Source organism: Streptomyces sp. NPDC005070 (assembly GCF_053600395.1).
In genome coordinates, this window is sequence record NZ_JBSFZS010000108.1 from 1 (window position 1) to 26,656 (window position 26,656).

12 protein-coding genes are annotated in these 26,656 nt (G+C 73.2%); 9 read left to right on the forward strand and 3 right to left on the reverse strand.

Annotated elements, in window-relative coordinates; all coding sequences use genetic code 11:
* The 3 genes from ACWEBX_RS28940 to ACWEBX_RS28950 all read right to left on the reverse strand — a co-directional run.
* The coding region (locus ACWEBX_RS28940) for an amino acid adenylation domain-containing protein (RefSeq protein ID WP_451887736.1) at positions 1-9,058 on the reverse strand (9,058 nt) is incomplete at its 3' end.
* Positions 9,055-11,361: a non-ribosomal peptide synthetase gene (locus tag ACWEBX_RS28945; protein WP_451887737.1), complete on the reverse strand. Its 2,307-nt coding sequence runs from the start codon at positions 11,359-11,361 to the stop codon at positions 9,055-9,057. The genes ACWEBX_RS28945 and ACWEBX_RS28940, both read right to left, overlap by 4 nt.
* The gene (locus tag ACWEBX_RS28950; RefSeq protein ID WP_451887738.1) at positions 11,354-15,961 is read right to left on the reverse strand and encodes an amino acid adenylation domain-containing protein; all 4,608 of its coding nucleotides are present in this window, start codon (positions 15,959-15,961) and stop codon (positions 11,354-11,356) included. Before ACWEBX_RS28950 ends, ACWEBX_RS28945 begins: the two co-directional genes overlap by 8 nt.
* Before the next feature lie 252 nt (positions 15,962-16,213).
* Here ACWEBX_RS28950 and ACWEBX_RS28955 point away from each other — a divergent pair, with 252 nt between their 5' ends.
* The 9 genes from ACWEBX_RS28955 to ACWEBX_RS28995 all read left to right on the forward strand — a co-directional run bounded on the left by ACWEBX_RS28955 (position 16,214) and on the right by ACWEBX_RS28995 (position 26,635).
* A complete protein-coding gene (locus ACWEBX_RS28955) occupies positions 16,214-17,611 on the forward strand; it encodes a hypothetical protein (protein WP_451887739.1) in 1,398 nt (465 codons plus the stop codon).
* A gap of 1 nt (position 17,612) precedes the next feature.
* Positions 17,613-18,041 carry a hypothetical protein gene (locus ACWEBX_RS28960; protein ID WP_451887740.1) on the forward strand — a complete coding sequence of 143 codons (429 nt, stop codon included), beginning with the start codon at positions 17,613-17,615 and terminating at the stop codon, positions 18,039-18,041.
* A gap of 174 nt (positions 18,042-18,215) precedes the next feature.
* On the forward strand, positions 18,216-18,401 hold the full coding sequence (locus ACWEBX_RS28965) for a hypothetical protein (RefSeq protein WP_451887741.1): 186 nt from the start codon (positions 18,216-18,218) through the stop codon (positions 18,399-18,401).
* Between the two features lie 204 nt (positions 18,402-18,605).
* A complete protein-coding gene (locus ACWEBX_RS28970; protein ID WP_451887742.1) occupies positions 18,606-19,394 on the forward strand; it encodes a thioesterase II family protein in 789 nt (262 codons plus the stop codon).
* On the forward strand, positions 19,387-20,787 hold the full coding sequence (locus ACWEBX_RS28975; protein WP_451887743.1) for a condensation domain-containing protein: 1,401 nt from the start codon (positions 19,387-19,389) through the stop codon (positions 20,785-20,787). Before ACWEBX_RS28970 ends, ACWEBX_RS28975 begins: the two co-directional genes overlap by 8 nt.
* 26 nt (positions 20,788-20,813) lie before the next feature.
* A complete protein-coding gene (locus ACWEBX_RS28980; RefSeq protein WP_451887744.1) occupies positions 20,814-22,577 on the forward strand; it encodes a fatty acyl-AMP ligase in 1,764 nt (587 codons plus the stop codon).
* The gene (locus tag ACWEBX_RS28985; RefSeq protein WP_451887745.1) at positions 22,574-24,571 is read left to right on the forward strand and encodes an acyl-CoA dehydrogenase family protein; all 1,998 of its coding nucleotides are present in this window, start codon (positions 22,574-22,576) and stop codon (positions 24,569-24,571) included. Before ACWEBX_RS28980 ends, ACWEBX_RS28985 begins: the two co-directional genes overlap by 4 nt.
* Positions 24,568-26,283: an acyl-CoA dehydrogenase gene (locus ACWEBX_RS28990; RefSeq protein WP_451887746.1), complete on the forward strand. Its 1,716-nt coding sequence runs from the start codon at positions 24,568-24,570 to the stop codon at positions 26,281-26,283. The genes ACWEBX_RS28985 and ACWEBX_RS28990 overlap by 4 nt, the downstream gene beginning before the upstream one ends.
* A gap of 70 nt (positions 26,284-26,353) precedes the next feature.
* Positions 26,354-26,635, forward strand: a complete 282-nt coding sequence (locus ACWEBX_RS28995) for an acyl carrier protein (RefSeq protein ID WP_451887747.1) — start codon at positions 26,354-26,356, stop codon at positions 26,633-26,635.
* Positions 26,636-26,656: the final 21 nt, after the last annotated feature.

Below are 26,656 nucleotides of genomic sequence, written 5' to 3' on the forward strand. Positions count from 1 at the left end.
CCCGGTCGGCCACGGCCGTCCCGCGCAGGTCGACGACCTCCAGCAGCCGAGCGGATTCCGCCGGGGCGATGAGCCCTTCGGCGCTGCCGGGCGTGAGCCGCAGGCGCAGGGCTTCGTGATGGGCGACCACGGCGGCCAGCGCCTGCTCCAGGAGCGCGGGGTCGGGACGGCGTAGGGTGAGGCCCACCGAGTGATGGGCACGGGTGCCGGCGACGGCCCGCGCCTGGGCGGGCAGGCGGGGCACCCGTGTGCCGTCGCTCCCCGCTCCGGCCCCGGAGCCGCCGGCGGCGCCGTCCGGCCCTTGCTCCGCGTCCACGAGCTCGGCGAGTTCCGCGAGCGTACCGGCCTGGTAGATCATCCATACGGCGAGCGGCAGCCCGGCCTCGCGTGCCGTGGCGAGCATCCGCACGGCGAGGATGGAGTGCCCGCCGAGATCGAAGAAGCTGTCGTCGGCGCCGACCCTCTCCAGACCCAGGACCTCGCGCCAGACGGCGGCGATCGCCTGCTCGGTGGGGGTGGCGGGGGCCACGTACGGCCGGCTGTCCTGGCCGGGCGCGGGCAGCGCCCGGCGGTCCAGCTTGCCGTTGGGCGTGAGCGGAATGCTCTCCACCGGCGTGAACACGGCGGGGACCATGTAGTCGGGCAGTGTCGCCGCGAGATGCGCGCGCAGCGCGGCCCGGTCGGGCGCTAGCCCGTCGGAGGCCACCACGTACGCGGCGAGCTCCGGGCCCCGGTCCGCGGTCCGGTGGACCACGACCGCGGCGTCCTTCACACCCGGGTACTCGGTGAGCCGGTGCTGCACCTCGCCCAGTTCGACGCGGTAGCCGCGGATCTTGACCTGGTTGTCGATCCGGCCGAGGAAGTCCAGGGTGCCGTCCGGCAGACGGCGGGCGAGGTCACCGGTGCGGTAGAGCCGGGACCCGGGCGGACCGTACGGGTCGGGCACGAAGCGCCCGGCCGTGAGCCCGGGGCGGTTGCGATAGCCGCGAGCCAGCCCCGCGCCGCCGATGTGGAGCTCGCCGGGCACCCCGACCGGGACCGGGCGCAGCCGCGCGTCGAGAACGTACGCGGTCGTGTTGGGCAGCGGACCGCCGAGCGGAACGGCGCTGTTCTGCGGGCCGGTGACCGGGTGGGCGGTGGCGCCGATGGAGGTCTCCGTGGGTCCGTACTCGTTGACCAGCCGGCCGGGCCCGACCAGACCGAGCCAGTGGTTGGCCAGTCGGGGCGGCAGGGCCTCCCCGGCGACGAGCACGGTTCCCGCCAGACTCGCCAGCTCGCCGGGCGGCAACTGGTGCGTGAGGACTTCGAGATGGCCGGGCGTCAGCTTGACGAAGCCGTACGGCGCCCCGCCCGCCAGCGCCTCGCCGAGCGAGGCGGTGTCCAGGTCGGCCGGCAGGATGTGCACGGAACGGCCGGTGATCAGGGGGACGTACAGATTGGTGGCCGGCAGATCGAAGGCGACGGAGGAGAACAGCGGCGCGCCGCCCTCGTCGTTCGTGAGGTCCCGGGCGGCCCAGCGCAGGTGATTGGCCAGACCGCGCTGCGTGATCATGACGCCCTTGGGGGTGCCGGTGGATCCCGAGGTGTAGATGACGTACGCGAGCAGTCCGGGATCGCTCTCGCGCGCCGGCGGCGTCGCGTCCATCGCCGCCAGTACGGCGCGGTCGGCGTCGAGGTCGAGGCGCGCCCCCCGGTGGCCCCGGGTGGCGTGGGCCGACGTGCTGTCGGTCACGAGGACGGCGGCCTTGCTGTCGGCGAGGACATGGGTCAGGCGCTCGGCGGGGTTGGAGGGGTCGAGCGGCACATACGCGGCGCCGGCCTTCCATACTCCCAGCAGGGCGGCGACCAGCTCGGGGCCGCGGTTCAGGCAGACGCCCACGAGCGTGTCGGGACCGGCGCCGAGCGAGCGCAGGCGCCGGGCGATCCGGTTGGCCCGCTCGTCGAGCTCACGGAAGGAGAGCCTGCGCTCGCCCGCGACGACCGCCACCGCCTCGGGGCCGCGGGCCGCTGTCTCCTCGAACAGGTCCAGGACGGAGCCGGCGGGCCACTCCACGTCCGTGGCGTTCCACTCGCCGAACAGCAGGTGCCGCTCCTGGGCGGGCAGCAGGGCGATGGTGGCGTCGCCGTCCGGGTCCGCGGCCATCGCGGTGAGCACCTGCCGGTACATGTCCGCCAGCCGCTCGGCGTTGTCCCGGCTCATGACATCGGTGAAGGAACCGAGGCTCAGATGGCCGCGGGCGGCGATCACGTCCAGGGCGAACTCGTTGCCGCCCACCCCGAATCCCGCCTCGACGTCCACCGCGTCCGTGTCGACCTGATGGAAGTCGAGATAGCTGAACAGGACGGTGATCAGCCGGTCGGTGCTGTCGGCGGCGCGCTGGATCGCGGGCAGCGGATAGCGCCGGTGCCCCCAGACCCGGGTCTCCTGCGTGAAGGTGCGGCGCACCAGCTCACGCCAGGTGCTGCCGCCCACCGCCGGGAAGGGCACGGTGTTGAGGTGCATGCCCAGGACCCGGTCGCCGCCGGGTGCCTCCAGACGGCCGTGGGCCACCAGGCCGCTGTGGAAGGAGCGTTCCGGCGTCAGCCGGGAGAGCACCGTCAGGTGCGCGGCGAGCAGCACACTCTTGAGCGATCCGCCGGCCGCGGTGGCCAGCCGCCGCAGGCCGTCCTCCAGATCGTGGAAGGGGACGAGCCGGTGATAGGGCTCGCTGGGACCCTCCTGCCCCCAGCTCTCGGGCAGAGTGAACGGCACGCCGGTGTCCACGACCGCCTGCCAGAAGGCCCGCTGCTCCTCGCTGGCCAGCGCCTCGCTCTCGGCCGCGATGAAGTCGGCGTAGCGCACCGACGGGGTCTCGTAGGCCGGCAGGGGCTGTCCGTCGCGCACCGCGCGGTACGCGGCCAGCAGCTCCATCAGCAGGGTGTGGTAGCTCCATCCCTCGGTGATGGCATGGCTCTGGGTGAACGTCAGCCGCCAGGCCTCGTCCGACTCCAGGTGCACGCTCACCCGGAACAGCGGCGCCACGTGCAGATCGAAGAGGTTCGCCTTCTCCTCGGCGATGAAGGCGAGCGCCGCCGCGCGCTGCCGCTCCTCGCCGAGGCCGCGCAGGTCGTGCACGGCGAGGGCGATGTCGGCGTGGGCGTGCACCAGCTGAAGCGGCTGGGAGTAGCCCTCCAGCGCCATCGACGTCCGCAGGATGTCGTGCCGCGCCGTGACCACGGCCAGCGCCTCGCGCAGCGCGGGCACGGAGAACGGCTCGCGGTCCCTGATACGGAAGTTGTTGACGTGGTGGTAGGTGTTGCGGTCGCGGTGCGTGAGCATCTCGACGAGCATGCCGGTCTGGATCTGCGAGAGCGGATAGGCGTCCACGACATGCTCCGGCAGCCGCTCCCGGTCCTCCGGTGCCAGTTGCGCGAACGGTTCCACCGCCCGTACCAGCGAATCGGTGCCGTCCTTGCCCGCCGCCGCGACGGCGAGCGCGGCCACGGTCCCGTGCTCGAAGACATCGCCGATGGTGAGGTCGAAACCGGCCTCGCGCAGAGCACCCGCCAGGCGCACGGCGCGCATCGAGTCGCCGCCGAGTGCGAAGAAGCCGTCCTCCGCACCGACCCGGTCCACGCCGAGCACCTCGCGCCAGACGGCGGCGATGCGCTCCTCCACGGGGGTACGCGGAGCGATGTGGGCGGTGCCGGCGAACGCCTCGCGGTCCGGCGCCGGCAGCGCCCGCCGGTCCACCTTGCCGTTCGCGGTCAGCGGGACGCGGTCGACGGCCATGAAGGCGGCCGGAACCATGTACTCGGGCAGCCGCGCCGACAGATGGGCGCGCAGGCCGGCCAGGTCCGCCGCGTCCTGCCCCGGGGTGCCGGTGCCGACGACGTAGGCGACCAGGCTCTTCTCCCCGTTGCCGTTCTCCCGCAGCAGCAGGACGGCGTCCTCGACGTCCGGGTGCGCGGTGAGATGGTGCTGCACCTCGCCCAGTTCGACGCGGTAGCCGCGGATCTTGACCTGGTTGTCGATCCGGCCGAGGAAGTCCAGGGTGCCGTCCGCGAGATAGCGGGCGAGGTCACCGGTGCGGTACAGCCGCGCGCCGGGCGGACCGTACGGGTCGGGCAGGAAGCGCTCGGCGGTGAGTCCGGGGCGCCGCTGATAGCCGCGGGCCAGCCCGGTCCCACCGATGTACACCTCGCCCGGCACACCGACCGGTACCGGCCGCATGCGCTCGTCCAGGACGTACATGGTGGTGTTCGGGACCGGCGCGCCGAGCGGCACCAGCTCGGTGGTGACGGTGTCCGCCACAGGGGAGCCCGAGTTGCCGATGGAGGTCTCGGTGGGTCCGTACTCCGCGGCCAGCGCGGTGCCCTCCGGGCCCGCCAGTTCGCGCCAGCGGGCGACGAGAGCCGCCGAGAAGCTGTCTCCGGCCGCGATGACGAGCCCCGCGAGGCCGTGGGCCTGTTCCGCCGTGAGCTGATGCGTGAGCAGATCGAGGTGGCCCGGGGTGAGCTTGATGAAGCTGTACGGGGCTCCCGCCGCCAGTTCGGCGCCGAGATCGGCGGTGCTCAGGTCCTGCGGCAGCAGATGCGTGGTCTGGCCGGTGATCAGCGGGGTGAGCAGGTCCGGCAGCCCGAGGTCGAAGGATATCGAGGAGAAGACGGGCGCGCCGCCGGCGCCCCGGGAGGCGTACGCCTCCGCGGTCCAGCACAGGTAGTTGGCCAGGCCCGCGTGCGGGACGAGCACACCCTTCGGGGTGCCGGTCGAGCCGGAGGTGTACATCACGTACGCCAGGTCGGCGAGCGTCCCGACGGGCTCGGGGCGGGTCGCGGGCCGGGCCGCGATCGCCCGGGCGTCCGCCGCGCGGTCGAGAACGACCGTCCCGCCGTCGTGGAGGCCGGCGAGAGCGGGCAGCAGATCGCCGGTCGTGACGACCAGGCGCGGATCGGCGTCCTCCAGCATGGTGGCCATCCGGGTCCGCTGCAGGGAGGGGTCCAGGGGCAGGCAGCCCGCCCCGCTCTTCCAGATGCCGAGCATGGCCGGGAGCAGCTCGGGGCCGCGCGCGAGGTGCAGGCCGACGAGGGTGTCGGGGCCGGCGCCGAGTGTCCGTAGGTGGTGGGCGATGCGGTTGGCCCGCTCGTCCAGCTCGGCGTAGCTCAGCAGGGAGCCGAGGTGACGCACGGCGGGGGAGTGGGGCGTCTCGGCGGCCTGGTCCTCGAAGAGGTGGTGGACCGGCAGGACCGGCAACTGCCCCGGAGTCGTGTGCCATTGGGCGAGGAGCCGGTGGCGCTCGCCGGCCGGCAGATGGGTGGTGGTGGCGTCGCCTTCGGGGTCGGCCGCCATCGCGGTCAGCACCTGCCGGTACATGTCCGCCAGCCGCTCGGAGTCGGCGCGGCCGATGACGTCGGTGGCACTGATCAGGTGGATGTGTCCGTTGTTGGCGAGGACGTTGAGGGCGAACTCGTTGACCGCTCCGCCCGTGTCGCCGATACCGTCCGCGCCGTCCCGGTCGGCGACGAGCGCGTCGTCGACCTGGTGGAAGTCCTGGTACTCGAACAGGACGGTGATGAGCCGGTCGGTGCTGTCGGCGGCGCGCTGGATGGCAGGCAGCGGATGGCGGCGGTGCCCCCACATGCTGGTCTCCTGCGCGAACGTACGGCGTACCAGCTCACGCCAGGTGGCGGCACGGACGACGGGGAAGGGCACGGTGTTGAGGTGCATGCCCAGGACCCGGTCGCCGCCGGGTGCCTCCAGACGGCCGTGGGCCACCAGACCGCTGTGGAAGGAGCGTTCGGGCGTGAGCTGGGAGAGCACGGTCAGGTGCGCGGCGAGCAGCACGCTTTTGAGCGAGCCGTCGGCCGCCGCGGCAAGCCGCCGCAGCCCGTGCTGAAGATCGTGGAACGGCACGGCGACGCGATAGCCCTCGGCGGGTCCGTCCTCGCCCCAGGCGCCGGGCAGGGCGAACGGCGCGTGCTCGTCTGTGACGCGCTGCCAGAACGCGCGGTCCGCGTCGCCGTCCAGCGAGGCGAGCTCGGCGGCGACGAAGTCCGCGTACCGCACCGAAGGAGTCTCATGGGCGGGCAGCGGCTGCCCGTCGCGCACCGCGCGATACACGCCGAGCAGCTCCATGAGCAGGGTGTGCTGGCTCCATCCGTCGCTGACGGCGTGGCTCTGGGTGAAGGTCAGCCGCCAGGTGTCGTCCGACTCCAGATGGACGTCGACCCGTACGAGCGACGTGGTGCGCAGATCGAAGCCCGCCCGTCGCTCGGCCGTGAACGCCGCCGCCTCGGTGCGCCGGCGCTCCTCGTCGAAGCCACGCAGATCGTGCACGTCCAGGGGGATCTCCACCTGGTCCCGCACCAACTGGAGCGGCCGGGAGTAGCCGTCCAGCGCCACCGACGTCCGCAGCACGTCGTGCCGCGCCGCGACCACGTCCAGCGCCGCGCGCAGCGCGGCCGGGTCGAACGCCTCGTCGTCCGGCACCCGGAAGCTGCTGATGTTCACGTAGGCGCCTCGGCCGTGCCCGGTGAGTGTCTCCACGAGCATGCCGGTCTGGATCTGCGAGAGCGGATAGGCGTCGACGACACCCTCCGGGATCCGCTCCCGGTCCTGCGGCTCCAGCAGCGCGAACGGTTCCACCGCCCGGATCAGTTCGGTCTGCCCGGCCGTGTCCTCCCGCCACTCGACAGCGGCGGCCAGGCGGGAGATCGTGCCGTGCTGGAACACGCCCCGGATGGTGACGTCGAATCCGGCCGCGCGCATGGCGCCGGCCAGGCGGACCGCGCGCAGGGAGTCGCCGCCGAGGGCGAAGAAGTTGTCGTCGACCCCCACCCCGTCCACGCCGAGCACCTCGCGCCAGATCGCGGCGAGCCGCTCCTCCGCGGGGGTACGGGGCGCGGTGCGTGCGGCCGCCCCGTCCACGGCCGCCCGCGGATCGGGCAGTGCGTCGAGGTCGGGGGCCCCCTCGGCGGTCGTGGGCAGGGCGTCCAGGACCGTGACGGAGTCGGGGACGAACGGCTCCGGCAGCCGCTCCGCGAGGTACGAGCGCAGCCCTGCCGTGTCCAGGGCGTCCGGTCCGGTCGCGACGGCGTAGGCGGCCAGGCCCGAGGGCTCCGCCCCGCTGTCGTGGACCACGACGAGCGCCTCACGCACGCCCGCGAACGAGGTGAGCGCCGAGCGGATCCGCCCGAGGTCCACCCGGCGGCCCCGCACGGAGACCTGCTCCTCGATCAGCCCGAGGAGGTCGAGGGTGCCGTCGGCCCGCCACCGTGCGAGCCGTCCGGTGCGGTGGATCAGGGCACCCGAGGGCCCCGAGGGGTCGGGCAGGGCGCCCTCGAGCGAGGCCGGGGCCTGCGCGCCCGCCACCGCACCGACGCACAGTTCGCCCGCCACGCCGACCGGGAGCAGACGGCCGTGGGCGTCCACCACACGAACCGGCAGGCCGGTTCGGGCGGTGGTGGCCTCCGGGCTGATCAGCCCCTCCGCGACGAGGCGGTCGCGGAGGCTGTCCGGCAGTTCCGCCGTGGTGTACGGCCGCGCGAGCAGCGCGCGGTCGTCGTCGGTGAGGAGGTCCGCGCCGGAGAGCGGGGCGTCGGGGCGCGCGGTCGCCGCGTCGAGGAGGCGGATGAAGCGCTCGGCGGTCCGTGCGACGGTGGCCCGCTCGAAGAGCGCGGTCGGATAGGCGAGCCGTGCGTCGAGGCCGCCGGTCTCCGCGTCGTCCACGTTCAGGGTGAGGTCGAACTTGGCGACCCGGTCGGCCATGACGGACTCGACGGAGAGACCGGGCATGGCGAAGGCGCTGCCCCGGTCCGCGTGGAGGATGAAGTCCACCTGGAACAGCGGGGTGCGGGCCAGATCACGGTCCGGCTGGAGCTCGTCCACCAGCCGGGCGAAGGGCACCGACTGGTGGTCGAAGGCGTCGAGGACCAAGTCCCGTACCTGGGTGAGCACCTGCCCGAAGGACGGGTCACCGTCCCAACGAGCCCTGGCCACCAGTGTGTTGATGCCATAGCCGAAGAGATGCTGCAGCTCGGGACGGCCGCGCCCCGAGACCGTGATGCCGACGGGGATGTCGGCCCCCGCTCCGGGCAGGCTGCCCGGCACGGCGGTGTGGCGGGCGAGCAGGGCCTGGTAGGCCGCGAGAAGGACGTTGAAGAGCGTGGTGTCGTACCGGCGGGCCAGCGCCCGCGCACGGTCGGCTGTCGCGGCGGGGATCCGGAAGGGCACCGAGTCGCCGGACCAGTCGCGCACCGCGGGGCGGAGCCGGTCGATCGGGGTGTCCAAGGGCTGGACGCCGTCCAGCTGGCTCCGCCAGTAGGCCAGTTGGCGCTCCAGTGTGTCGCCGGTCAGATGGCCGCGCTGCCAGGAGGCGAAGTCGGCGTACTGCAGGGGCAGTTCGGGAAGGGCGGCGGGCGTGCCCGTCACGGCGGCGGTGTAGAGGGCGCTGAGTTCGCCGGCGAAGATCCGTACGGACCAGGCATCGCAGGCGATGTGATGGAAGGTCACCGCCAGGACGTGGTCCTGCGCGCCGAGCCGGAACAGCTTCGCGCGGACCGGCCACTGCCGCTCCACATCGATCGGCCGGTCGATCTCCTCCTCCACCAGATGCCGGACGCGCTCCTCGCGCCCGGCGGAGTCGGCGCCCGCCGGAGCATCGGCTCCGGCATCGGCTCCGGCTTCCGAGAGAGAACCGGTGAGGTCCACGACGGGCAGCTCGGTGTCCCCGGCGGGGTCCACCAGCTGCACCGGGTCGCCCTCGGTGTGCGCGTAGCGCGTCCGCAGGATCTCGTGCCGCTCCAGCACCCCCTGCCACGCACCGCGCAGTGCGTCCGTGTCGAGCGTGCCGCGCAGCCGCAGGACGAGCGGCACCAGATATTCGTGGCTGTCGGGATCGAGGCGGTTGAGGAACCACATCTGCTGCTGCCCGAAGGAAAGCGGCAGCGGACCGCTGCGGTCCACCCGTTCGATGGCGGTCCTGCGGTGGCCGCGCGCGCCCGCCAGACGGCGGCGCAGCAGCTCTTCGCGCAACGCCGCCGTGTCCTGCTGTGCGTTCGGCGTGTCGTCGACGCTCATGCCTGGTACTCCCTCACCGGGTCGGTGTTGTCGGATGTCGCCGGCGATGCCGGCCGGTGCTGCTGGGGACCGCTCTCAGGTCCGGGCGCCGGCAGGGCGGCACGGTCGACCTTGCCGCTGATGCTCAGCGGGATGTGCTCCAGGGCGACGAAGCTCGCGGGGAGCATGTAGGCCGGGAGCAGTGCGGCCAGATGACGGCGGAGCCGGGATTCCCCGATCCGGCCGGCCGGTACGACGTAGGCGACGATCCGCTTGTTGCCGGGGGCCGGCTCGCGCACCACCACGACGGCGTCGCGTACCAGCGGGTGGGCGGTGAGCGCGGCCTGGATCTCGCCGAGCTCGATGCGGTAGCCGCTGACCTTCACCTGGGTGTCGATCCGGCCGAGGAACTCGAGTGTGCCGTCCGGTAGCCGGCGCGCCAGGTCGCCGGTGCGGTAGAGACGCGAGCCCGGTGGCCCGTACGGGTCCGGTACGAAGCGCTCGGCCGTCAGGGCGGGCCGGCCGAAGTAGCCGCGCGCCAGGCCGTCTCCGCCGATGTGCAGCTCGCCCGGCACTCCGGGTGGCACGGGTCGCGCCGAGCGGTCCAGGACGTGCAGGCGGGTGTTGGCGACGGGCTGCCCGAGGGCGATCCGGTCGACGCCGTGCGGTACGGGCCAGGCGGCCGACCAGATCGTGGTCTCCGTGGGCCCGTACACATTGACCAGCGCGGCGAGCCGGCCGTGCAGCTCCGCGGCGACCCGGACGGGGAGTTCCTCTCCGCCGGCCAGGCCGGTGAGGTGCGGGCGGTCGAAGCCGGCGGCGAGGAGCAGCCGCCAGCCCGACGGAGTGGACTGCACATGGGTGACACCGTGGGTGTCGATGAGCGCCAGGAGGGCCGTGGGGTCCTTGGCCTCGTCGTCGCCGGCGAGGACCACCCGGCCGCCGTGGATCAGCGGCAGGTACAGCTCGAGGGCCGAGATGTCGAAGGAGACCGAGGTCGAGGCCAGCCAGGTGCCGGGGCTGTCGCTCCGACCGGTGCCGTGTCCGCCGGCGAGGCTCTGGCGGAAGGACCACAGCAGGTTGGTCAGGGCGTCGTGTTCGATCACCACACCCTTGGGGGTGCCGGTGGAACCGGAGGTGTAGATGACATACGCCGGCGACCGGCCTTCGGCGGCCTGCCGGGGGGCCGTCGCCGGCAGGGCGGCGAGCGTGGCGCGCTCGTTCTCGTCGTCGAGGACCACGGTGGCACCGGGGTGGCTCGCGGGTATCCGGGCGGCGAGGGCCGCATGAGTGAGCACCAGGGGCGCCCGTGTCTCGCCGAGGATGTGCGCGAGACGGCGGCCGGGGACGGCCGGGTCGAGCGGAACGTAGGCCGCTCCCGACCGCAGCACGCCGAGCAGCGCCGGGAGGAGATCCTCGCCGCGGTGCAGGAGCACACCCACGACACTGCCCGGGCCGGCTCCGAGGTCCCGAAGCCGGTGGGCGATGCGGGCGGAGCGGGCGTCGAGCTCCCGGTAGGTCGTCAGCCCGTGTCCGGCGAGGACGGCGACCGCGTCCGGCGTGGCGACGGCCTGTCGTGCGAAGAGATCGGCCACCGTCGCGGCGGGCCGGTCGGTGCCGGGGGCGCGTCCGGCCGAGAGGACGGCCTGCCGGACATGGCCGGGCAGCGGGCTCTCGGTGGCGTCGCCGCGCGGGTCCTCGGCCATCGCGCCCAGCACGGACCGGTACAGCGTGGCGAGCAGATCCGCCCACACCGGTGCGACGGCGTCCGTCCGGCAGTCCAGGGAGAGGTGACGGTCATGGGCCCGGACGACCAGGGCGCGGTCGTCGACGACGGCACCTGCCGCCGCGGGGGCGAACAGGACGGTGGCGTCGGGGACGCACCCCAGCGGCTGGGGCGCGTGGCCATGGGCGTCGCCGACGCGCCGGGCGGTCGCCCGGACCAGAGCGAGCCAGTCGCCGGTGGGCCGGGTGTGCGGGACCGGCAGCACGCTTCCGTACCCGGAGGGGTCCGGGCCGTCGTCCCACAGGCCGGTATGGAAGGCGGCGTCGGAGGTCAGCGCCCCCATCACCGCCAGGTGGGCGGCGAAGAGGGTGTCGGCGAGCCGGACACCCGCGCGCTCGGAGAGGGCGTGCAGCGCGCCCCGTAGATCGTCGAACGGGACCCTGACCCGGCAGCGCTCGCCCGGCCGGTGCGGGTCTCCCCAGACGTCGGGGAGGGCGAGCGGGGCGTGGGTGTCGGCGAGCCGGTGCCAGAACTCCTGGTCCGCGGCGCGTGTGCCGACCGCCGGAGCATGTTCCGTCATGGTGGCGTGGTCACTCATTTCCGGGCCCTTCCGCCGCGGTGGACGTGCCGGTCAGTTCGGCGTCGGAGAGCTGATCGATCTCGGCCCTGATGGCGGACTCGACCGCCTTGGCGAGCAGTCCGACCGTGGGCTGTTCGAAGACCGTCCTGACGGACAGGTCGATGTCGAAGGTGTCCTGGAGCCTGGCCGCCATCCGGATGGCGAGGATCGAATGCCCGCCCGCCTCGAAGAAGTTGTCGTCCGAGCCGATCCGCTCCCGGCCGAGGAGCTCGGCCCACAGCGCGGCGATCAGCTCCTCGGTGGGGCCCTCCGGAGCGGTGTGGGCGGCGGCGGCCGTGGTGGCGGCCGGCAGCGCGGCCCGGTCCAGCTTGCCGTTGGCGGTCAGCGGCACGGCGTCGATGACGGTCAGGGTCGCGGGCACCATGTACTCCGGCAGCTCCTCCGCCAGGAGTTCGCGCAGCCGCCGAGTGTCGGTGGCGCCCCCCGGCCCGTCCTCGGGCACCAGATAGCCGCTCAGCGACTTCTCGCCCGTGGAGCTCTCGGTGACCACCACGACGGCGTCGCGGACACCGGGGAGGGCGGCGAGACGGGCCTGGACCTCGCCCGGTTCGATGCGGTATCCGCGGAGCTTGACCTGGTGGTCCGTCCGGCCGCGGAAGACGATGCTCCCGTCCGGGCGCCGCAGCGCCAGGTCGCCGGTGCGGTACAGCCGAGCGCCGGGCAGGCCGTAGGGGTCGGGCACGAAGCGCTCGGCTGTGAGCCGGGGCCGGTCGAGGTAGCCACGGGCCACACCGGCGCCGCCGACGAAGAGTTCCCCGACGACGCCGAGGGGCACCGGCTCGCCCGCGCCGTCCAGGACATGGGCGGTCGTGTTCGGCAGGGGCAGACCGAGCGGTACGGGTGCGGAGTGCGGGGCGTCGACCGGGTGGACCGTACTGCCGATGGACGCTTCCGTCGGACCGTACTCGTTGATCAGCCGGCCGGGGCCGAGGAGGCCGAGCCAGTGGTCGGCGGTTCGGGCCGGCAGTTCCTCCCCCGCCACCAGGACGATCTCGGCGAGCCCCGCGGCCTGCTCGCGGGTGAGCTGATGGCTGAGCAGTTCCAGATGGCCGGGGGTGAGTTTGATGAAGCTGTACGGGCCTCCGGCCGCCAGGGCGGGGCCGAGTGTCGCGGCGTCCGCGTCGTGCGGCAGCACATGCACCGGGCGGCCGGCGATCAGGGGCGCGTACACATTGGTCGCGGGCAGGTCGAAGGCGATCGAGGAGAACAGAGGGGCGCCGCCGGCGCCGCCGATCAGCTCCCGGGCGGCCCAGGTCAGGTGGTTGGCGAGACCGCGCTGGGTGACCACGACCCCCTTGGGGGTGCCGGTGGAACCGGAGGTGTAGATGACGTACGCGGGCTGCTGCGGGTCGGCCGGGCGTGGCAGGCGCGTGACCGGGCGGGCGGCGATGTCCGCCCGCTCCCGGTCGAGGAGGATCCGTGTCCCGTCGAACGCCGCGGTCGGGCCGTCCAGGGCGGAGACGGTGAGGAGGATCCCGGCGCCGCTGTCCCGCAGCAGCCGGACCAGGCGGTCGCCGGGGTTGGCCGGGTCCAGCGGAAGATAGGCCGCGCCGGCCTTCCAGACGCCGAGCAGGGCGGGGATCAGATCGGGTCCGCGGTGCAGACAGACCCCGACGAGTGCGCCCGGGCCCGCGCCGGCCGCCACGAGACGGTGGGCGACGCGGGTGGCCTGTGCGTCCAGTTCCCTGAAGGTCATGCGCTGTTCGCCCACGACGACGGCGACGGCGTCGCCGTCGGCCGCGGCACGCTCCTCGACGAGGTCGAGCACAGAGGCGTCGGAGAGGGCGGTGGCCGTGTCGTTCCAGTGCGTCAGAATCCCGGTGCGCTCGTCGGCGGGGAGGATGTCGAGCGCGGTGACGGGGCGCCGGGGCTGTGCCGTCACGGACTCCAGCAGCGTGACGAAGTGCCGGGCCAGCCGCTCCACGGTCTCCGCCTCGAACAGCGCGGTGGCGTATTCGAGGACACCGGTCAGCTCGCCGCCGGGTTCCCGGCGCAGATAGAGCGTCAGATCGGTCTTGGCCACGCGCCGGGCGCGCAGCAGCATGTCGCCGTCGCCCAGGTCCGGCATGCCGCCGCCGACCTCGTCGTCGTTGAAGTTGAACGCGACCTGGTAGAGCGGGGTGCGCGACAGGTCGCGCTCCGGCCGCAGCTCCTCGACGAGATGCTCGAAGGACACCTCCTGGTGCGCGAAGGCGGCGAGAGCCGTGGCCCGCACGTCCCGCAGCGCCTCGGCGAAGGGACGGTCCGCGGCCGGACGGCAGCGCAGGACCAGCGAGTTGAGGAAGAAGCCCACCACGTCCTCCACTCCCGAGGCCGTGCGTCCCGCCACCGGCACGCCGATGGGCACGTCCCACTGGCCGCTGTAGCGGGCCAGCAGCGTGGAGAAGGCTGTCAGCCAGGTCATGAAGGGCGTGGCCTGCTGCGACCGCCCGAGGGCGGCCACCGGCTCCGCCACCTGTGTGGGAACGGTGAAGTGCACCAACCCGCCGCGCGGGTCGCGCTCCGGCGGACGGACGTGGTCGGCCGGAAGCTCCAGCGGAGTCAGGTCCGCCAGTTCCGCGCGCCAGAAGTCCAGATCGGGGCCGAGCCGCTCCTTTCCGCGCCAGGCGCCCTGCCAGGAGGCGTAGTCCGCGTACTGGACGGCGGCCGGCGCGAGCGAGGGGGCCCGTCCCGCGTGCAGATCCGCGCAGAGCGTACGGAACTCCCGCTCCAGGACGGTGGAGGACCAGCCGTCGCAGGCGATGTGGTGGATCGTGACCAGAAGGGTGTGGGCCTCGCCGGGCCGCCTGACGAGCAGGGCGCGCCACAGCGTTCCGGAGGCGAGATCGAAGCCGGTCTCGAACGCGCGCCGCACCTCGGGCTCCGGGTCCTGCTCCGGAGCGTCCACGACCCGCAGCTCGACCGGCCGCGGCTTCTCGATCACCTGGACCGGCTCGTCGCCCTGGGCCTCGTACCGGGTGCGGAGCGACTCGTGGCGTACGGCGAGGGCGTCGAGCGCCTGACGCACCGTCGCGGCGGTGACCTCCTCGGGCATTCTCAGCAGCATCGGCACCACCCACTCCGGGCTGTGCGCGTGCATCCGGTCGAGGAACCACAGCCTGCGCTGCCCGAAGGACAGAGGCATCCGGCCGCCGCGGGGCACCGGGGTGACCGGGGGTGTCCGGTCGCCGCCGGCGTCCAGCAGCGCGGCCTGGCCCCGTAGCGTCACGGCGGTGTACAGCTCGCTCAGCGCCAGCCGGATGCCGGAGGCGTTCTGGAGCCGCTCGGCGAGCAGAGGCATCTGGAGGGAATACCCGCCGAGCTGGAAGAAGTCGTCGTCGACGCCGATGCCGTCGGTCTCCAGGATCTCGGCCCAGACCGCGGCCACCAGGCGCTCGCTGGGCGTGTCCGGGGCGACGTGCGCGGGGCGCGTGGAGGCGAGGAGCAGACCGCCCGTCGCGCCGTACGGGGCCGGATCCTCCCCGTCCTCGTACCGTCCGTTCTCGTCCGGTCCGGGCATGCCGTGACCGGTCCGGCCGAGGTGGTCCAGGCTGCCGTCGTTGCGCTGCCGGACCGGTTCGCCGGTGGCGACGCCGTCGACGAGCAGGTCGCCCGGCACACCGGGCGGGACCGGCTCGCCGAACTCGTCCACCACCGTCACCCGCCGGCCGGGTACCGGACGGCCCAGCGGCAGTGCGGCGAGATCGCGCTCCGGGTCGTAGAGATGAGCCGCGGCCGTCATCCCCAGGGTGGCGGATCCGAAGGTGTGCCAGAGCGTGGCCGCGCCTCCGAGGGTCATTTCGTAGGCCGTCGCCGCGTCCAGGCCGGGGCCCTCGGCCAGAACGAGCCGCACGGCGGTGCAGTCCTGCAGGCCGGGCTCCTCCGCGAGGCGTCGTACCGTCGCGCCGGGCAGCACGAGCACCGTGATCCGCCGCTCGGCGACGGCGCGTGCCAGTGCGGCGGTGTCGGACGAGGCCGCGCGGTCCATGGCGACCAGGGTCGCGCCGCCCACCAGCGCGGCGAGGCACTCCCAGATCGGACCTGCGAGCGCCGAGGTGGGGGGGAGCGCCAGTCGGTCCGTGCCGGCGAGTCCCGGGCCGTCGTCGAGGAGCCAGCGGACGTGGGCGGCTGCCGCGGCATGGCTGATCACGGTGTCGGGCGCGCCGTCGCGGTGCTTGAGGACGAGTGCGGGGTCGTCACCGGCGAGGGCGGACTCGGCGTGGTCCCGGGCCTCGGTGCCCGTGTCCGGGGCGGGGGAGGAGGGGGCGGCCAGGTCCTCGGGGGTCAGCAGGAGGTCCGGGCCGTGCGGGTCTGTGCCGTCGCCACGGAGCAGGACCGCGGCCCCGGCCGACCAGACGGCGAGCAGCGAGGCCAGCAGACCGGATCCCGCGGGCATGCTCAGTCCCACACGATCGCCCCGGCCGATCCCCCGAGTTCGCAGGCTGCGGGTCAACTGCTCCGCGGTGAGGGCGAGTCGGGCGTATCCCGTTTCCTCGTGGCCCTCCAGGACCGCCACCGCGTCCGGTTCCTGGGCGGCGCGGCCGGCGAAGAGGTCTGGCAGAAGCGGGGGCCGGGTCACTGGTACTCCTCGCGAGTTGGACGGTAACGGTGCCTGGCTGCGGAGTCATCGAGCCGACGGCGCCGGTCAGCCTGCGAGGGCCCCCTATACAAGGGCTATACGGGCCGCCGTTATCGAAGCCGTATAGGCGCGCACCGCAGGATGCCGCGGGTGTGGAACCTCACGAGAAGCCCGACCAGGCCGCTTCCGGCGCCGATCGTCGTCCTCCTGGGACTCCTGGGTCTCCTGGGACTCCTCGGAACCCTGGGTCTCATGGGGGCGGAGCCCGCCGCCGCCCATGGCATCAGCGACACCGCCGACGTCGAGTTCGCGCAGTCCTTCGAGGGGAACGAGCTCACGTTCGTGGTGCGCCGCGCCCCGGAAGTCCCCGGTCCGCTGCGGGTGGACGTGATCGCGCACCAGCCCGTACGGGCCGTCGCCCTGAGGATCGGCGCCCGGCCGCTGGAGGGGAACACCTCCGCGGCGCCCACACCCGATGAGACGACCGCACGACTGGAGCAGGGGCGCCCGGGGACGTACCCCACGGTCCTGCGGGTCGACCGAACGGGGCGCTGGGAGTTGACCGTTCAGGCCGGTGAGGAGCGCGCGGTGCTGCCCTTCCGGGTGATGACACCGCGCGCCGCCGCCTGGGAGCTGACCCTGTATCCGGCCCTGGGCATCGCCGGAGCGCTCATCGTCGGCACACTCCTCGCGGCCGTCCGGCGCCGGCGTGTGCTCAGTGCCGTGCTGTCCGCCGCGACAGCGGTCTGCCTGGTGGTGGCGGCCACCGCGGCCTCGCTCTCCCCCTTCGTCCCGGCGGCGCTTCCCCGAGGGGCGGCGCCGACCGTGGCCGGCGATCCGGCACAGGGCTTCTCGGCGAACGGCCGGCCGTTCGCCGAGGCCGTGTTCACGACCGAGCCGGCCACACCCGTGGCGGGGCGCGTGTTCGTGGTGCGGACGCGGGTCCTCGACGGCTCCACCGGCCGACCGGTCGACGACCTGACGGTCCACCACGGAGCCCTGGCCCACACGGTGGTGACCGGCGCGGACCTGCAATTCTTCCGGCACGTCCACCCCGTGCTTACAAGCCCCGGCACTTTGGAGATCCGACTGGTGGTGGACCGGCCGGGCCGTTATCTCGTCCAGACGGAGTTCGAGCGGGCCGACAGCGGCGGCCAGCAGGTGTCGGGCGCCTTCCGGGTGGGTGGCTCCGAGCTCCGTGCGCCACGGGGCACGTCACGGGACACGGCGTCGGGCATGGCGTCGGGCACGGCGAGTCCGCGCGCCGGGGCAGACGGGGAGCGGGCCCGGGTCACCGTCGCCCCGTCCCGGCCGGTCGCGGGTGAGCCCACGGCCGTCGACCTGCGCGTGGACACCGACGCGGGCCCGGTGCGCGACCTTCAGCCCTGGCTGGGCATGGCCGGCCACATGTTCGTCCGCGATCCGCGCAGTGACTTCTTCGCCCACGTCCACGAGCTGGACTCCATGGCGCGGTCGAGCGTGCCCGGTGCTCTCCCGCGGGACGAGACGGTCGGGCGGTTCGGGCCGGTGCTCCGCTTCACCTACAGCTTTCCCGCACCCGGTCGCTATGTGGTCTGGGTGCAGTACTGCAGGAACTTCACCGTCCGCACCACCCGCGTGACGATCGACGTCGCGGCCGAGGGGAATTGACATGACGAAGCGCCGGCTGTGGACCGTGACAGGAGGCGTCGTGACCGCGGTCGTGGCGCTCTGCGCCCTGTTGATCGCCGGGTCCGGAGAGGAGGAGCCGGGGACCGTGCTGACGGGCAGTTCGGACCACTACGACGTACGCGTGCGCCTTGACCGCCTCACCACCGCCACCACGACGGCGGACATCGAGGTCACCGGACGGGGCCGCGATCCGGGGGACCTGGGCGGGGCGTCGGTGGAGGCGGTGATGGAGCGGATGGGCCACGCGATGCCGCCGCTGGCCGCCGAGGCGCTGGGCGACGGGCGGTTCCGGGCGCGCGGCCGGTTGTTCGCGATGGCCGGCGAATGGCAGCTCGGTGTGCGACTGCGCACGGCGCGGGGCGCCTCGGAACTCGCGACCCTGACGGTCGTCGTCCCTTCCGGCGCGTAACCGGCGACAGCGAGCTGCCATGGCCGGATCATGACACCGATGTGCCCGGGAAAACGCTCCCGCGCGGGCGATAATCGTCTTCACAAGCAAATGGGACGGCACTTCATGAGAGTGCAGAACCGTCGTTGATCGTCGGTGTTATCCGTAATCGCCGACAAGAAATGGGAACCCCACATGCCCGTGCACGATTCGCCTTTCCGCTCCGTCCACCGCAATGTGACCCTCGCGAGCCTGTGTGTGGCCACGGCCCTCACGGCGTCCGCCCTCGTGATGACGCCGGCGTTCGCCGATTCCTGCGCCACACCTGTCACGTCGCTCCAGGTGGCCGTCGACCACGTCGGCAACAACGGCTGGGACTGAGCGCCCCCACGCACGCCTCGTACGACGAGGCCGTCCACCGACACCCCGCCACCGGTCCGCCGGTGGCGGGGTGTCGGTGTGTGCGCCCACCTCGGCGGCCGAGGGAGCCGACGCCGGTATGGGGCAAATATAGCCACGCTTCCTAACGTGACTCCGCGGATTGTCCCCTGCCTTCGCGGGCTGTCACGGCTGTAGAGGAAGAATATGACCGACACCGGCGGTGCCTGGTTTCACCACAGTGGCCAGACCCTGGATCCGGACCTCCGTCTGGTGTGCTTTCCCCATGCGGGCGGCACACCGAATTCCTTCCGAGGATGGGCCTCCCGGCTGCCGGCGGGCACGGGCGTGCTCGCCGTCTGCTACCCCGGACGTCACCAGCGCCTCGCGGATCCGCTGGTGCGCAGCATGGAGGTCATGGCCGACCGGCTGGCCGAGGCGCTGCTGCCGTACACGGACAGGCCGTTGGCCTTCTTCGGGCACAGCATGGGCGCCGGTGTCGCCTACGAGGTCGCCCTGCGGCTGGAACGGCGCGCGGGAGTACGTCCCCTGCGGCTCTTCGCCTCCGCCTTCCGCGCCCCGCACCTGCGGGAGCCCGTCGAGCTGCCGACCGACGACGCCGCGCTCGTCGACGAGCTCCGTCGCCTCGGCAGCGCCTCCACGAGCGCGCTCGACCACCCGGACCTGCTCCGCGTGGTGCTCCCCACCCTGCGGGCGGACATGGAGCTGGTCGCCGCGTACGGCGCGCGCCGCCCCGAACGCGTCGGCTGCCCCCTGGTCGCCTACGCGGGGGACCAGGACCCCGGCTGCGGCCCCGACGCCATGCGTGGATGGTCCGAGCTGACCGGGTCCCGGTTCGAGCAACGCTCCTTCGCGGGCGGCCACTTCTATCTGGAACCCCGCGAGGCGGAGCTGCTCGCCGACCTGTCCGGTCATCTCGGCGACGATCTGCGGCTGCGGCACGCCATCGCGACGCTCGGCGGTCGCCGTGACTGACGCCCGGCCCCTCTCGCACGGCCAGGAAGCCCAGTGGTTCCTGAACCAGTTGGTCCCCGGCGCCACCGCGTACCTCACCGGAGTCGCCGTCAGGATCCGCGGAGCGGTGGACGTCGCCGCGCTCGGACGGGCCGTGGAACTGCTGGCCGTACGGCACGAGATGCTGCGCTCGACCTTCACCGCGGACGGCGGCCGGCCGGTGCGCCGGGTCCGGACGGTGAGCCGGCTGCGGCTCGAACATCACGCACTCGGCGCCGTGGGCGAGGAGGAACTGCGCGGCCGGGTCGCCGACGCACTCGCCGCGCCCTACCGTCTGGACGAGGACGGCGCGTTCAGGATCGTGCTGTGGACCAGGCCCGACGGTGACGCGGTCCTGCTCGTCGGCGGCCATCACATCGCCACCGACGCGGCGTCCGATGCCGTGCTCCTGCGCGACCTGCTGCGGCTGTACGCGTTCTGCGCCACCGGCACCGATGCCCGGCTGCCCGTCCTGCGGGGCGGCTTCGACGAGGAAGTGGCCAAGGAGCGGGCGTTGCTGGCCTCGCCCCGCGGTGCCGAGCTGGGACGGTACTGGCAGCGGATCTGCCACGGCTCGGCAGCCGCCGAACTGCCCACGGACCTGCCCCGCCCCGCCACGCCGTCCCTGTCCGGAGCGACCTGCCGGGTGGCCGTGCCCGCCGCGACGGCCACCCGGCTGCGCGAGGTCGCGCGGGCCGCCGGGGTCACCCCCTTCGCCCTGCTGCTGGGCGCCTTCCAGGGCCTGCTGTACCGCTCCACACGGCAGCGCGACTTCCTGATCGGCTGTCCGGTCACCACCCGGATGAGCTCGAACAGCCTTCACCTGGTCGGCAATTTCATCAACACGATCGTCCTCCGGGCCGCGATCACACCGTCGACGTCCTTCCACGACCTCGCCTTCGCGGTCACGGAGCAGGTCAGGACCGGCGTCGACGCCATCCGTTACCCGTTCTCGCTGGTGGCCCGGGACCTGGGCCGGGCTCCGGCGGCCGGAAGGGCCCGGGCGTACGCGATCTCGTTCAACATGCTGAGCACCGCCCACCTGGAACCCCCGCTCCGCCCGGTCCTCGAGACCGGCCGCCCCGACGCCACGACCGACTACGCGGGGCTCGCGCTCCGCCCGTACCCCCTGCCCCAGCAGGAGGGCCAGCTCGACCTCGGGGTCGACGTCGTGCAGGGCGCGGACACCCTGACGTTCGACTTCCGCTACGACGGGGCGCTGTTCGAGCGGGAGACGGTGGAACGCCTGGCCCACCACTACGTCCGCGCCGTGGAGATCGCCACCTCCGCCCCGGCGACGCAGGTCGCGAGAGCACCCCTGTGGGCCGCCGCACCCGTCGTGCCGGCCGCACCTGCCGCACCTGCCGCGCCCTGAATCACCGACATCCAAGGAGTTTCCGCATGCCCGCGCAGCCTCTCGACACCCTCGTGACGCGCCTTGAACGCAACGCACGCGAACTGCCGGACAAGGACGCCGTCGTCTTCGTACGACCGAAGGGGGACGAACGCGTCGAGGAGCGGCTGACGTTCGGGCGGCTGCGCGAGGAGGCCCGGGCGGTCGCCCGGTGGCTGCGCGTCCACTGCGCCGACGACGAGCGCGTCCTGCTGCTCTACCCCTCCGGCACGGACTTCGTGAAGGTGCTCGTCGGCTGCCTGTACGCGGGAGTGGTGGCCGTCCCGGCGCCCGCGCCGAGCGGTGGCGGACGGCGTGCCGCGCGCATGGCGGGGGTGGCGCGGGACGCGGATGTGACGATGGTCCTGACCGACTCCGCGCATCTGTCCGCCGCTCAGGAGTTCCTCCAGGACGCGGGTCTAGGTGCGCTGCCCTGCGTGGCCACGGACACCGTCGAGTTCGGCACGGAGGGAGAGCTGCCGGAGCCGCGGTACGACGGCGACAAGGTGGCCATCCTCCAGTACACCTCGGGATCGACCAGCGACCCCAAGGGAGTTCTCCTCACCCACGGAGCCCTGGCGCACAATCTGTGGCTGATCGAGACGGCCCTCGGCCCCGACCGGGAGACCCGGGCCTGCAGTTGGCTGCCGCCGTACCACGACATGGGGCTGATCGGCATGCTCCTGTCGCCTCTGTATCTGGGCGCCGGCGTCGTCCTGATCTCTCCGATGGACTTCCTGCGTCGCCCCCGGCTGTGGTTCGAGCTGATCCAGGAGCACCGGAGCACCTTCACGACCGCCCCGAACTTCGCCTACGACCTGCTCGCCAAGCACATCACGGACGAGCAGCTCGCCGGCCTCGACCTCTCCAGCCTGCGCTGGGCCCTCAACGGCTCGGAGCCCATCGACGCCAGGACCCTGGAACGCTTCAGCACCCGCTTCGCGGCCGCCGGCTTCGATCCCCGCGCGCTCAAGCCGTGCTACGGCATGGCCGAGACCGCCCTCTTCGTCGCGGGCACGCCCTCGGACAGCGGCCCGGTCATCACCTCGGTCGATGTCGCGGACCTGGAGAAGAACCTCTTCACGCCGTCCGCGGGGGGCCGGGCCGCCCGCCGACTGGTCAGCAGCGGCCGGGTGGTCGACCTCGACGTACGGATCGTCGACCCGGAATCGGCCGCCGAGCTGCCGGACGGCTCGGTCGGCGAGATCTGGGTCCGCGGCGGGAGTGTCACCCCGGGCTACTGGCGCAACCCCGAGCAGACCGCCCGCGCCTTCGACGCGACAACCGCGGCCGGCGAGCGCGGTTTCGTGCGCACTGGTGACCTCGGGGCCCTGCACGACGGCGAGCTGTATGTGACGGGCCGCATCAAGGACGTCCTCATCGTCCGGGGCCGCAACCTCTACCCCCACGACATCGAACGCGAGGTCGCCACCCTCCACGAGGCCTTCCAGGGACTGCAGACCTGCGTGTGCGCGGTGCCCGCCGCCCGCGAGGAGATCGTGGTCCTTCAGGAGTTCCGGGCGCCCTCCGGCATGGACGCCGATCCCGCCGACGTCACCCGCACGGTGCGCGGCGAGCTCGGTGAACTGCTCGGCGTACGGGTCTCGAACGTCGTCCTGCTGCGCCCCGGCCATGTGCGTCGCACGAGCAGCGGCAAGGTGCAGCGGTCGCTGATGCGGGAGCTCTTCATGGCCGGTGAGCTCAAGCCCCTGCACGAGGACCTCGACGCGGAGATCGTCCGCCGTTACCGCGCGCAGGGCGCCGCCGTATGACCTCGACACGCGGTTCGGCACCGGAAGCGGGCGAGGCCGTGGCGGTCCCCGCACCGGCAGGGGAAGGGGCGGCGTCCGGCGCGAGCTCGCCCCCGGCACCCCTCGGGCTCCCGGCGTCGTACGCCGCGGCCCTTCGGCTCGACGAGGGGCTCGGCGACCCGGACGATCCCGGCAGGCTCTTCTCGTACGCCCGCAGCGGCGCCCTGGACGACGGCGAGGCGTTCCCCCTGGAGATGTGCCGGGAGCTCGATGTGCTGGGGCTGCCGCGCGCCTATGTGCCGGCGGCCCACGGCGGCACCCTGGAGGGATACGACGAGGCGATTCAGCTCATGCGAGCCGTCGCCCGGCGGGACATGACCGTCGCCGTCGCGCACGGCAAGACCTTCCTGGGCGCCGTCTGTCTCTGGGTCGGCGGCGACCGGGAACAGGCCGCCCGCCTCGGGGAGCGGATCGCCACCGGGGCGGTCGTCTCGTGGGGTCTGACCGAGCGCGACCACGGCAGCGACCTGCTGGCGGGCGAGGTGACCGCCGACCGAACACCGGGCGGCTATCGCCTCACCGGCGAGAAATGGCTGATCAACAACGCCACGCGAGGCCACCTCGTCTGTGTGCTCGCCCGTACCTCGCGGGACGGAGGGCCGCGTGGCCTCAGCCTGCTCCTCGTGGACAAACAGGCCCTGCCCCCCGGCACGTTCCGCCCGATGCCCGCCGTGAAACTCCACGGAATCCGCGGCGCCGACATCAGCGGTATCGCCTTCACCGGCGCCGAGGTGCCGCACTCCGCGCTGATCGGGCGGGAGGGCGGCGGCGTGGAGACCGTCGTCAAGAGCCTGCAGCTGACGCGCACGCTGTGCAGTTCGCTGTCGCTGGGCGCCGCCGACCAGGCGCTCGGCATGAGTCTCACGTACGCCCATGAGCGGACCAACTACGGCCGCCTGCTGATCGATCTGCCGCAGACCCGGCGCCTGATCAGCGAGTCCTACGCCGATCTCCTCCTGGCGGAGGCGGTGTCGCTGGTCGCGGGGCGCGGCATCCACACGCTGACGGGGGAGCTCGCGGTCGCCTCGGCCGCCGTGAAGTTCTTCGTGCCGACGCTGGTGGAGGGGCTCGTCGCGAAGCTGACGCGGGTCATGGGCACGCGGTCGCTGCTGGTCGGCGACACCTACCGGCACGGCCGCTTCCAGAAGGTGCAGCGCGACCATCGCATCGTCGGCATCTTCGACGGCAACACCGTCGTGAATCTGCACTCGTTGATCAACCAGTTCCCCCAGTTGGTACGGGGATACCGGCGAGCTCGCGTGGACAGCGCCGGCCTGTACGCCGCCACCGCGCTGCGCGAACCGCTGCCCGGCTTCGACCCGGGCCGTCTCGAGCTGCTCACCCGCTCCGGATGCAGCCCGGTCCAGGCGCTGCCCGCCGCCTGCGATGCGCTGAGCGAGCTGGCCGCCAGCCGGGAGGTGCCCGCTTCCCTCGGCCGGCTGGCCGCGCGGACGCGGGCCGTCGCGGACGAGCTCCACGAACGGCTGGCCGAGCACCGGCCGACCGCGATCGAGGTCCCGGCCGGGGCCTTCGTGCTGGCCGAGCGGTACGCCCTGTGCTTCGCGGCCTCGGCCGCGATCCATCTGTGGCTGCACAACCGTCACGACGTCGACGATCCGGTGACGGCGAGTCTGTGGGAGTCCGGTCTGTGGCTGGAGGCCTGTCTGACGAATCTGCTGCGGCGGCTCGGGCCGGGGACCCCCGGTCCGCACGACGGCGACGGCGTCAGCCCGACCGGAGACAGCCCGGCCGACGGCCGCTCGGCCGGCGGCGGTTCGGCCGACGACACCCCGGCGGACGGCCGCCCGGCCGATGACAGCCCGGTCGACAGCCGCCCGGCCGATGACGGTCCGGCCGACGTCTTCGAGCGGCTCGCGGTGCCGCTCCTCGCGCAGCACGCCGAAGGCCGGCTGCCATCCCTCCTGCCCTACCCGCACCCCGAGGACCGCCGATGACCACCCTGCCCGGCCCGCCCCCGGTGCTCGCCGACCCGGACCTCCCCGAGCCGCTGGAGCAACTGCTGGGAAACCCGCTCGATCCGGACAACCCGCTCTGCTACGACGCCTTCCTCGCCGCGGACGAACGGGGCGACCTGCTGCCGGCGGGCCGCGCCCTGCTGGACTCGTTCGGACTCGGCGCCGAATTCGTCCCCCGAGCGTTGGGCGGCCGGCTGCGCCAGGCCGACGAGCTGGCGCGTCTGCTCCGACCACTCTTCCGCCGGGACGGATCCCTGGGACTCGGCCACGGCGCCATCAACCTCATCGCGAGCGCCCCGGTGTGGTCCGCGGGATCCCCCGGACAGCACCGCCTGCTCGCGGATCTGCTGCTCGCGGGCGGCCAGACGGCAGGGGCGTACACCGAACTGGCCACCGGCCACGATCTGGTCGCCTCGAAGGTGAGGGCCGACCGGCAGGGGAGGGGCTGGTCCCTCTCCGGCCGCAAGGAGGTCATCAACAACGTGACCCGGGCCCACGCCGTGACCGTCCTCGCCCGCACCAGCGAGCAGCCCGGAAGCCGCAGCCACTCGCTGTTCCTGCTCGACATGGACTCCGTGCCGCGCGACCGGCTGCGTTTCCTCCCCCGGTTCCGTACCTCGGGGCTGCGGGCGATCCACCTCGGCGGCGTGGCGTTCGACGGCTGTCCGCTCCCCGAGTCCGCGCTGATCGGGGAGGAGGGCGGAGCGCTGGAGTCCGTACTGCGGGCCTTCCAGGTCACCAAGGCCGTGCTGTCCGGAGCGACGCTGGGCTCGCTCGACACCCAGCTTCGCACGGTCACGGCGTTCGCGGCCGAGCGCCGGCTCTACGGCCGGCCGGTGAGTGAACTCCCGCATGCCCGTGCGGCGTTGACCGGGGCGTTCATCGATCTGCTCATCGCCGACTGCCTGTCCACGACGGTGTGCCGGGCGCTGCATGTGCTGCCCCGGATGACGAGTCTGTACGCGCCCGCGGTGAAGTACCTCGTTCCGCTGCTGACCCAGGAGGCCATGGACAGCCTGGCCGTCGTCCTCGGCGCCCGCTCCTTCCTGCGGGAGGGCGCCCAGGGAATCTTCCAGAAGCATCTGCGGGACCTGCCGGTCGGCTCCCTGGCCCATTCCGGGGCGACCGTCTGCCAGGCGACGATCATTCCCCAACTGCCCCGGCCGGCCCGCCGGAGCTGGTTCGTGACCCCGCCCGCGCCGTCCGCGCTGTTCCGGATCGACGCTCCGCTGGACGACCTGGACTTCCAGCGCCCGGGGATCACCGCGGCGGCCGACGACGGACTGCTCGCGGTCCTGCCGGACGCCGCCGAGCAGTTGCGCTCCGATCCGGTACTGGGCCCGCTGTGCGGCCGGTTGACCGACTCCCTGCGGGCTCTGCGGGACGACTGCCTGGCCCTCACCCCGCGCAGCGCGACCCCACTGGCCGAGCCCTGGGGCTTCGAACTCGCCGAGCGGTACGCCCTGTTGGCCGCGGCCGCCGCCTGTCTGGGTGTCTGGCGGCACAACCGTGACAGGCCGGATCCCTTCCTGCGCGACACGGCGTGGCTGGCGGCCGCCTTGCGGCGGCTGACCGTCCGGCTCGGACACGCACCGGGACCGGACGTGGACACCCGGGCCGTCTTCCAGGAGCTCACCGAACGCTGCGAGCGGAACACCGCCTTCGACCTGATCGGCCGCCGTCTTGCCTGACACCGGCCGGCGCACGGTGCTCGCCCCACCTCATCTCTTCATCCGTCCCCTGCCCCTGAGGAGCCAAGCCATGACCTCCACCGCCCCCGAACACGACCGCCTGACGCCCCCCGACCCGCAGGAGCTGAGCCACTGGCTGCGGGAGCGGGTGGCGTACTTCGTCGAATGCCCGGCGACCGACATCGCCACGGACGTCAAGCTCGTCGAGTACGGACTGGACTCGCTGTACGCGCTGACGCTCTGCGGCGATATCGAGGACACGTTCGGCATCCCCGTATCGCCGACGCTGGCCTGGGACTACCCGACCATCGACGCCATCGTGGGACTGCTGGCCGCCCCGCGGCAGAGCTGAACGCCCGCGGGCCCCCTCCCC

What these genes read in the sequence shown, in the direction of transcription:
- ACWEBX_RS28945 (WP_451887737.1), bottom strand. Translation starts at nt 11,361, where the DNA reads ATGAGTGACCACGCCACCATGACGGAACATGCTCCGGCGGTCGGCACA.
- ACWEBX_RS28955 (WP_451887739.1), top strand. Translation starts at nt 16,214, where the DNA reads ATGGGGGCGGAGCCCGCCGCCGCCCATGGCATCAGCGACACCGCCGAC.
- ACWEBX_RS28960 (WP_451887740.1), top strand. Translation starts at nt 17,613, where the DNA reads ATGACGAAGCGCCGGCTGTGGACCGTGACAGGAGGCGTCGTGACCGCG.
- ACWEBX_RS28965 (WP_451887741.1), top strand. Translation starts at nt 18,216, where the DNA reads ATGCCCGTGCACGATTCGCCTTTCCGCTCCGTCCACCGCAATGTGACC.
- ACWEBX_RS28970 (WP_451887742.1), top strand. Translation starts at nt 18,606, where the DNA reads ATGACCGACACCGGCGGTGCCTGGTTTCACCACAGTGGCCAGACCCTG.
- ACWEBX_RS28980 (WP_451887744.1), top strand. Translation starts at nt 20,814, where the DNA reads ATGCCCGCGCAGCCTCTCGACACCCTCGTGACGCGCCTTGAACGCAAC.
- ACWEBX_RS28985 (WP_451887745.1), top strand. Translation starts at nt 22,574, where the DNA reads ATGACCTCGACACGCGGTTCGGCACCGGAAGCGGGCGAGGCCGTGGCG.
- ACWEBX_RS28990 (WP_451887746.1), top strand. Translation starts at nt 24,568, where the DNA reads ATGACCACCCTGCCCGGCCCGCCCCCGGTGCTCGCCGACCCGGACCTC.
- ACWEBX_RS28995 (WP_451887747.1), top strand. Translation starts at nt 26,354, where the DNA reads ATGACCTCCACCGCCCCCGAACACGACCGCCTGACGCCCCCCGACCCG.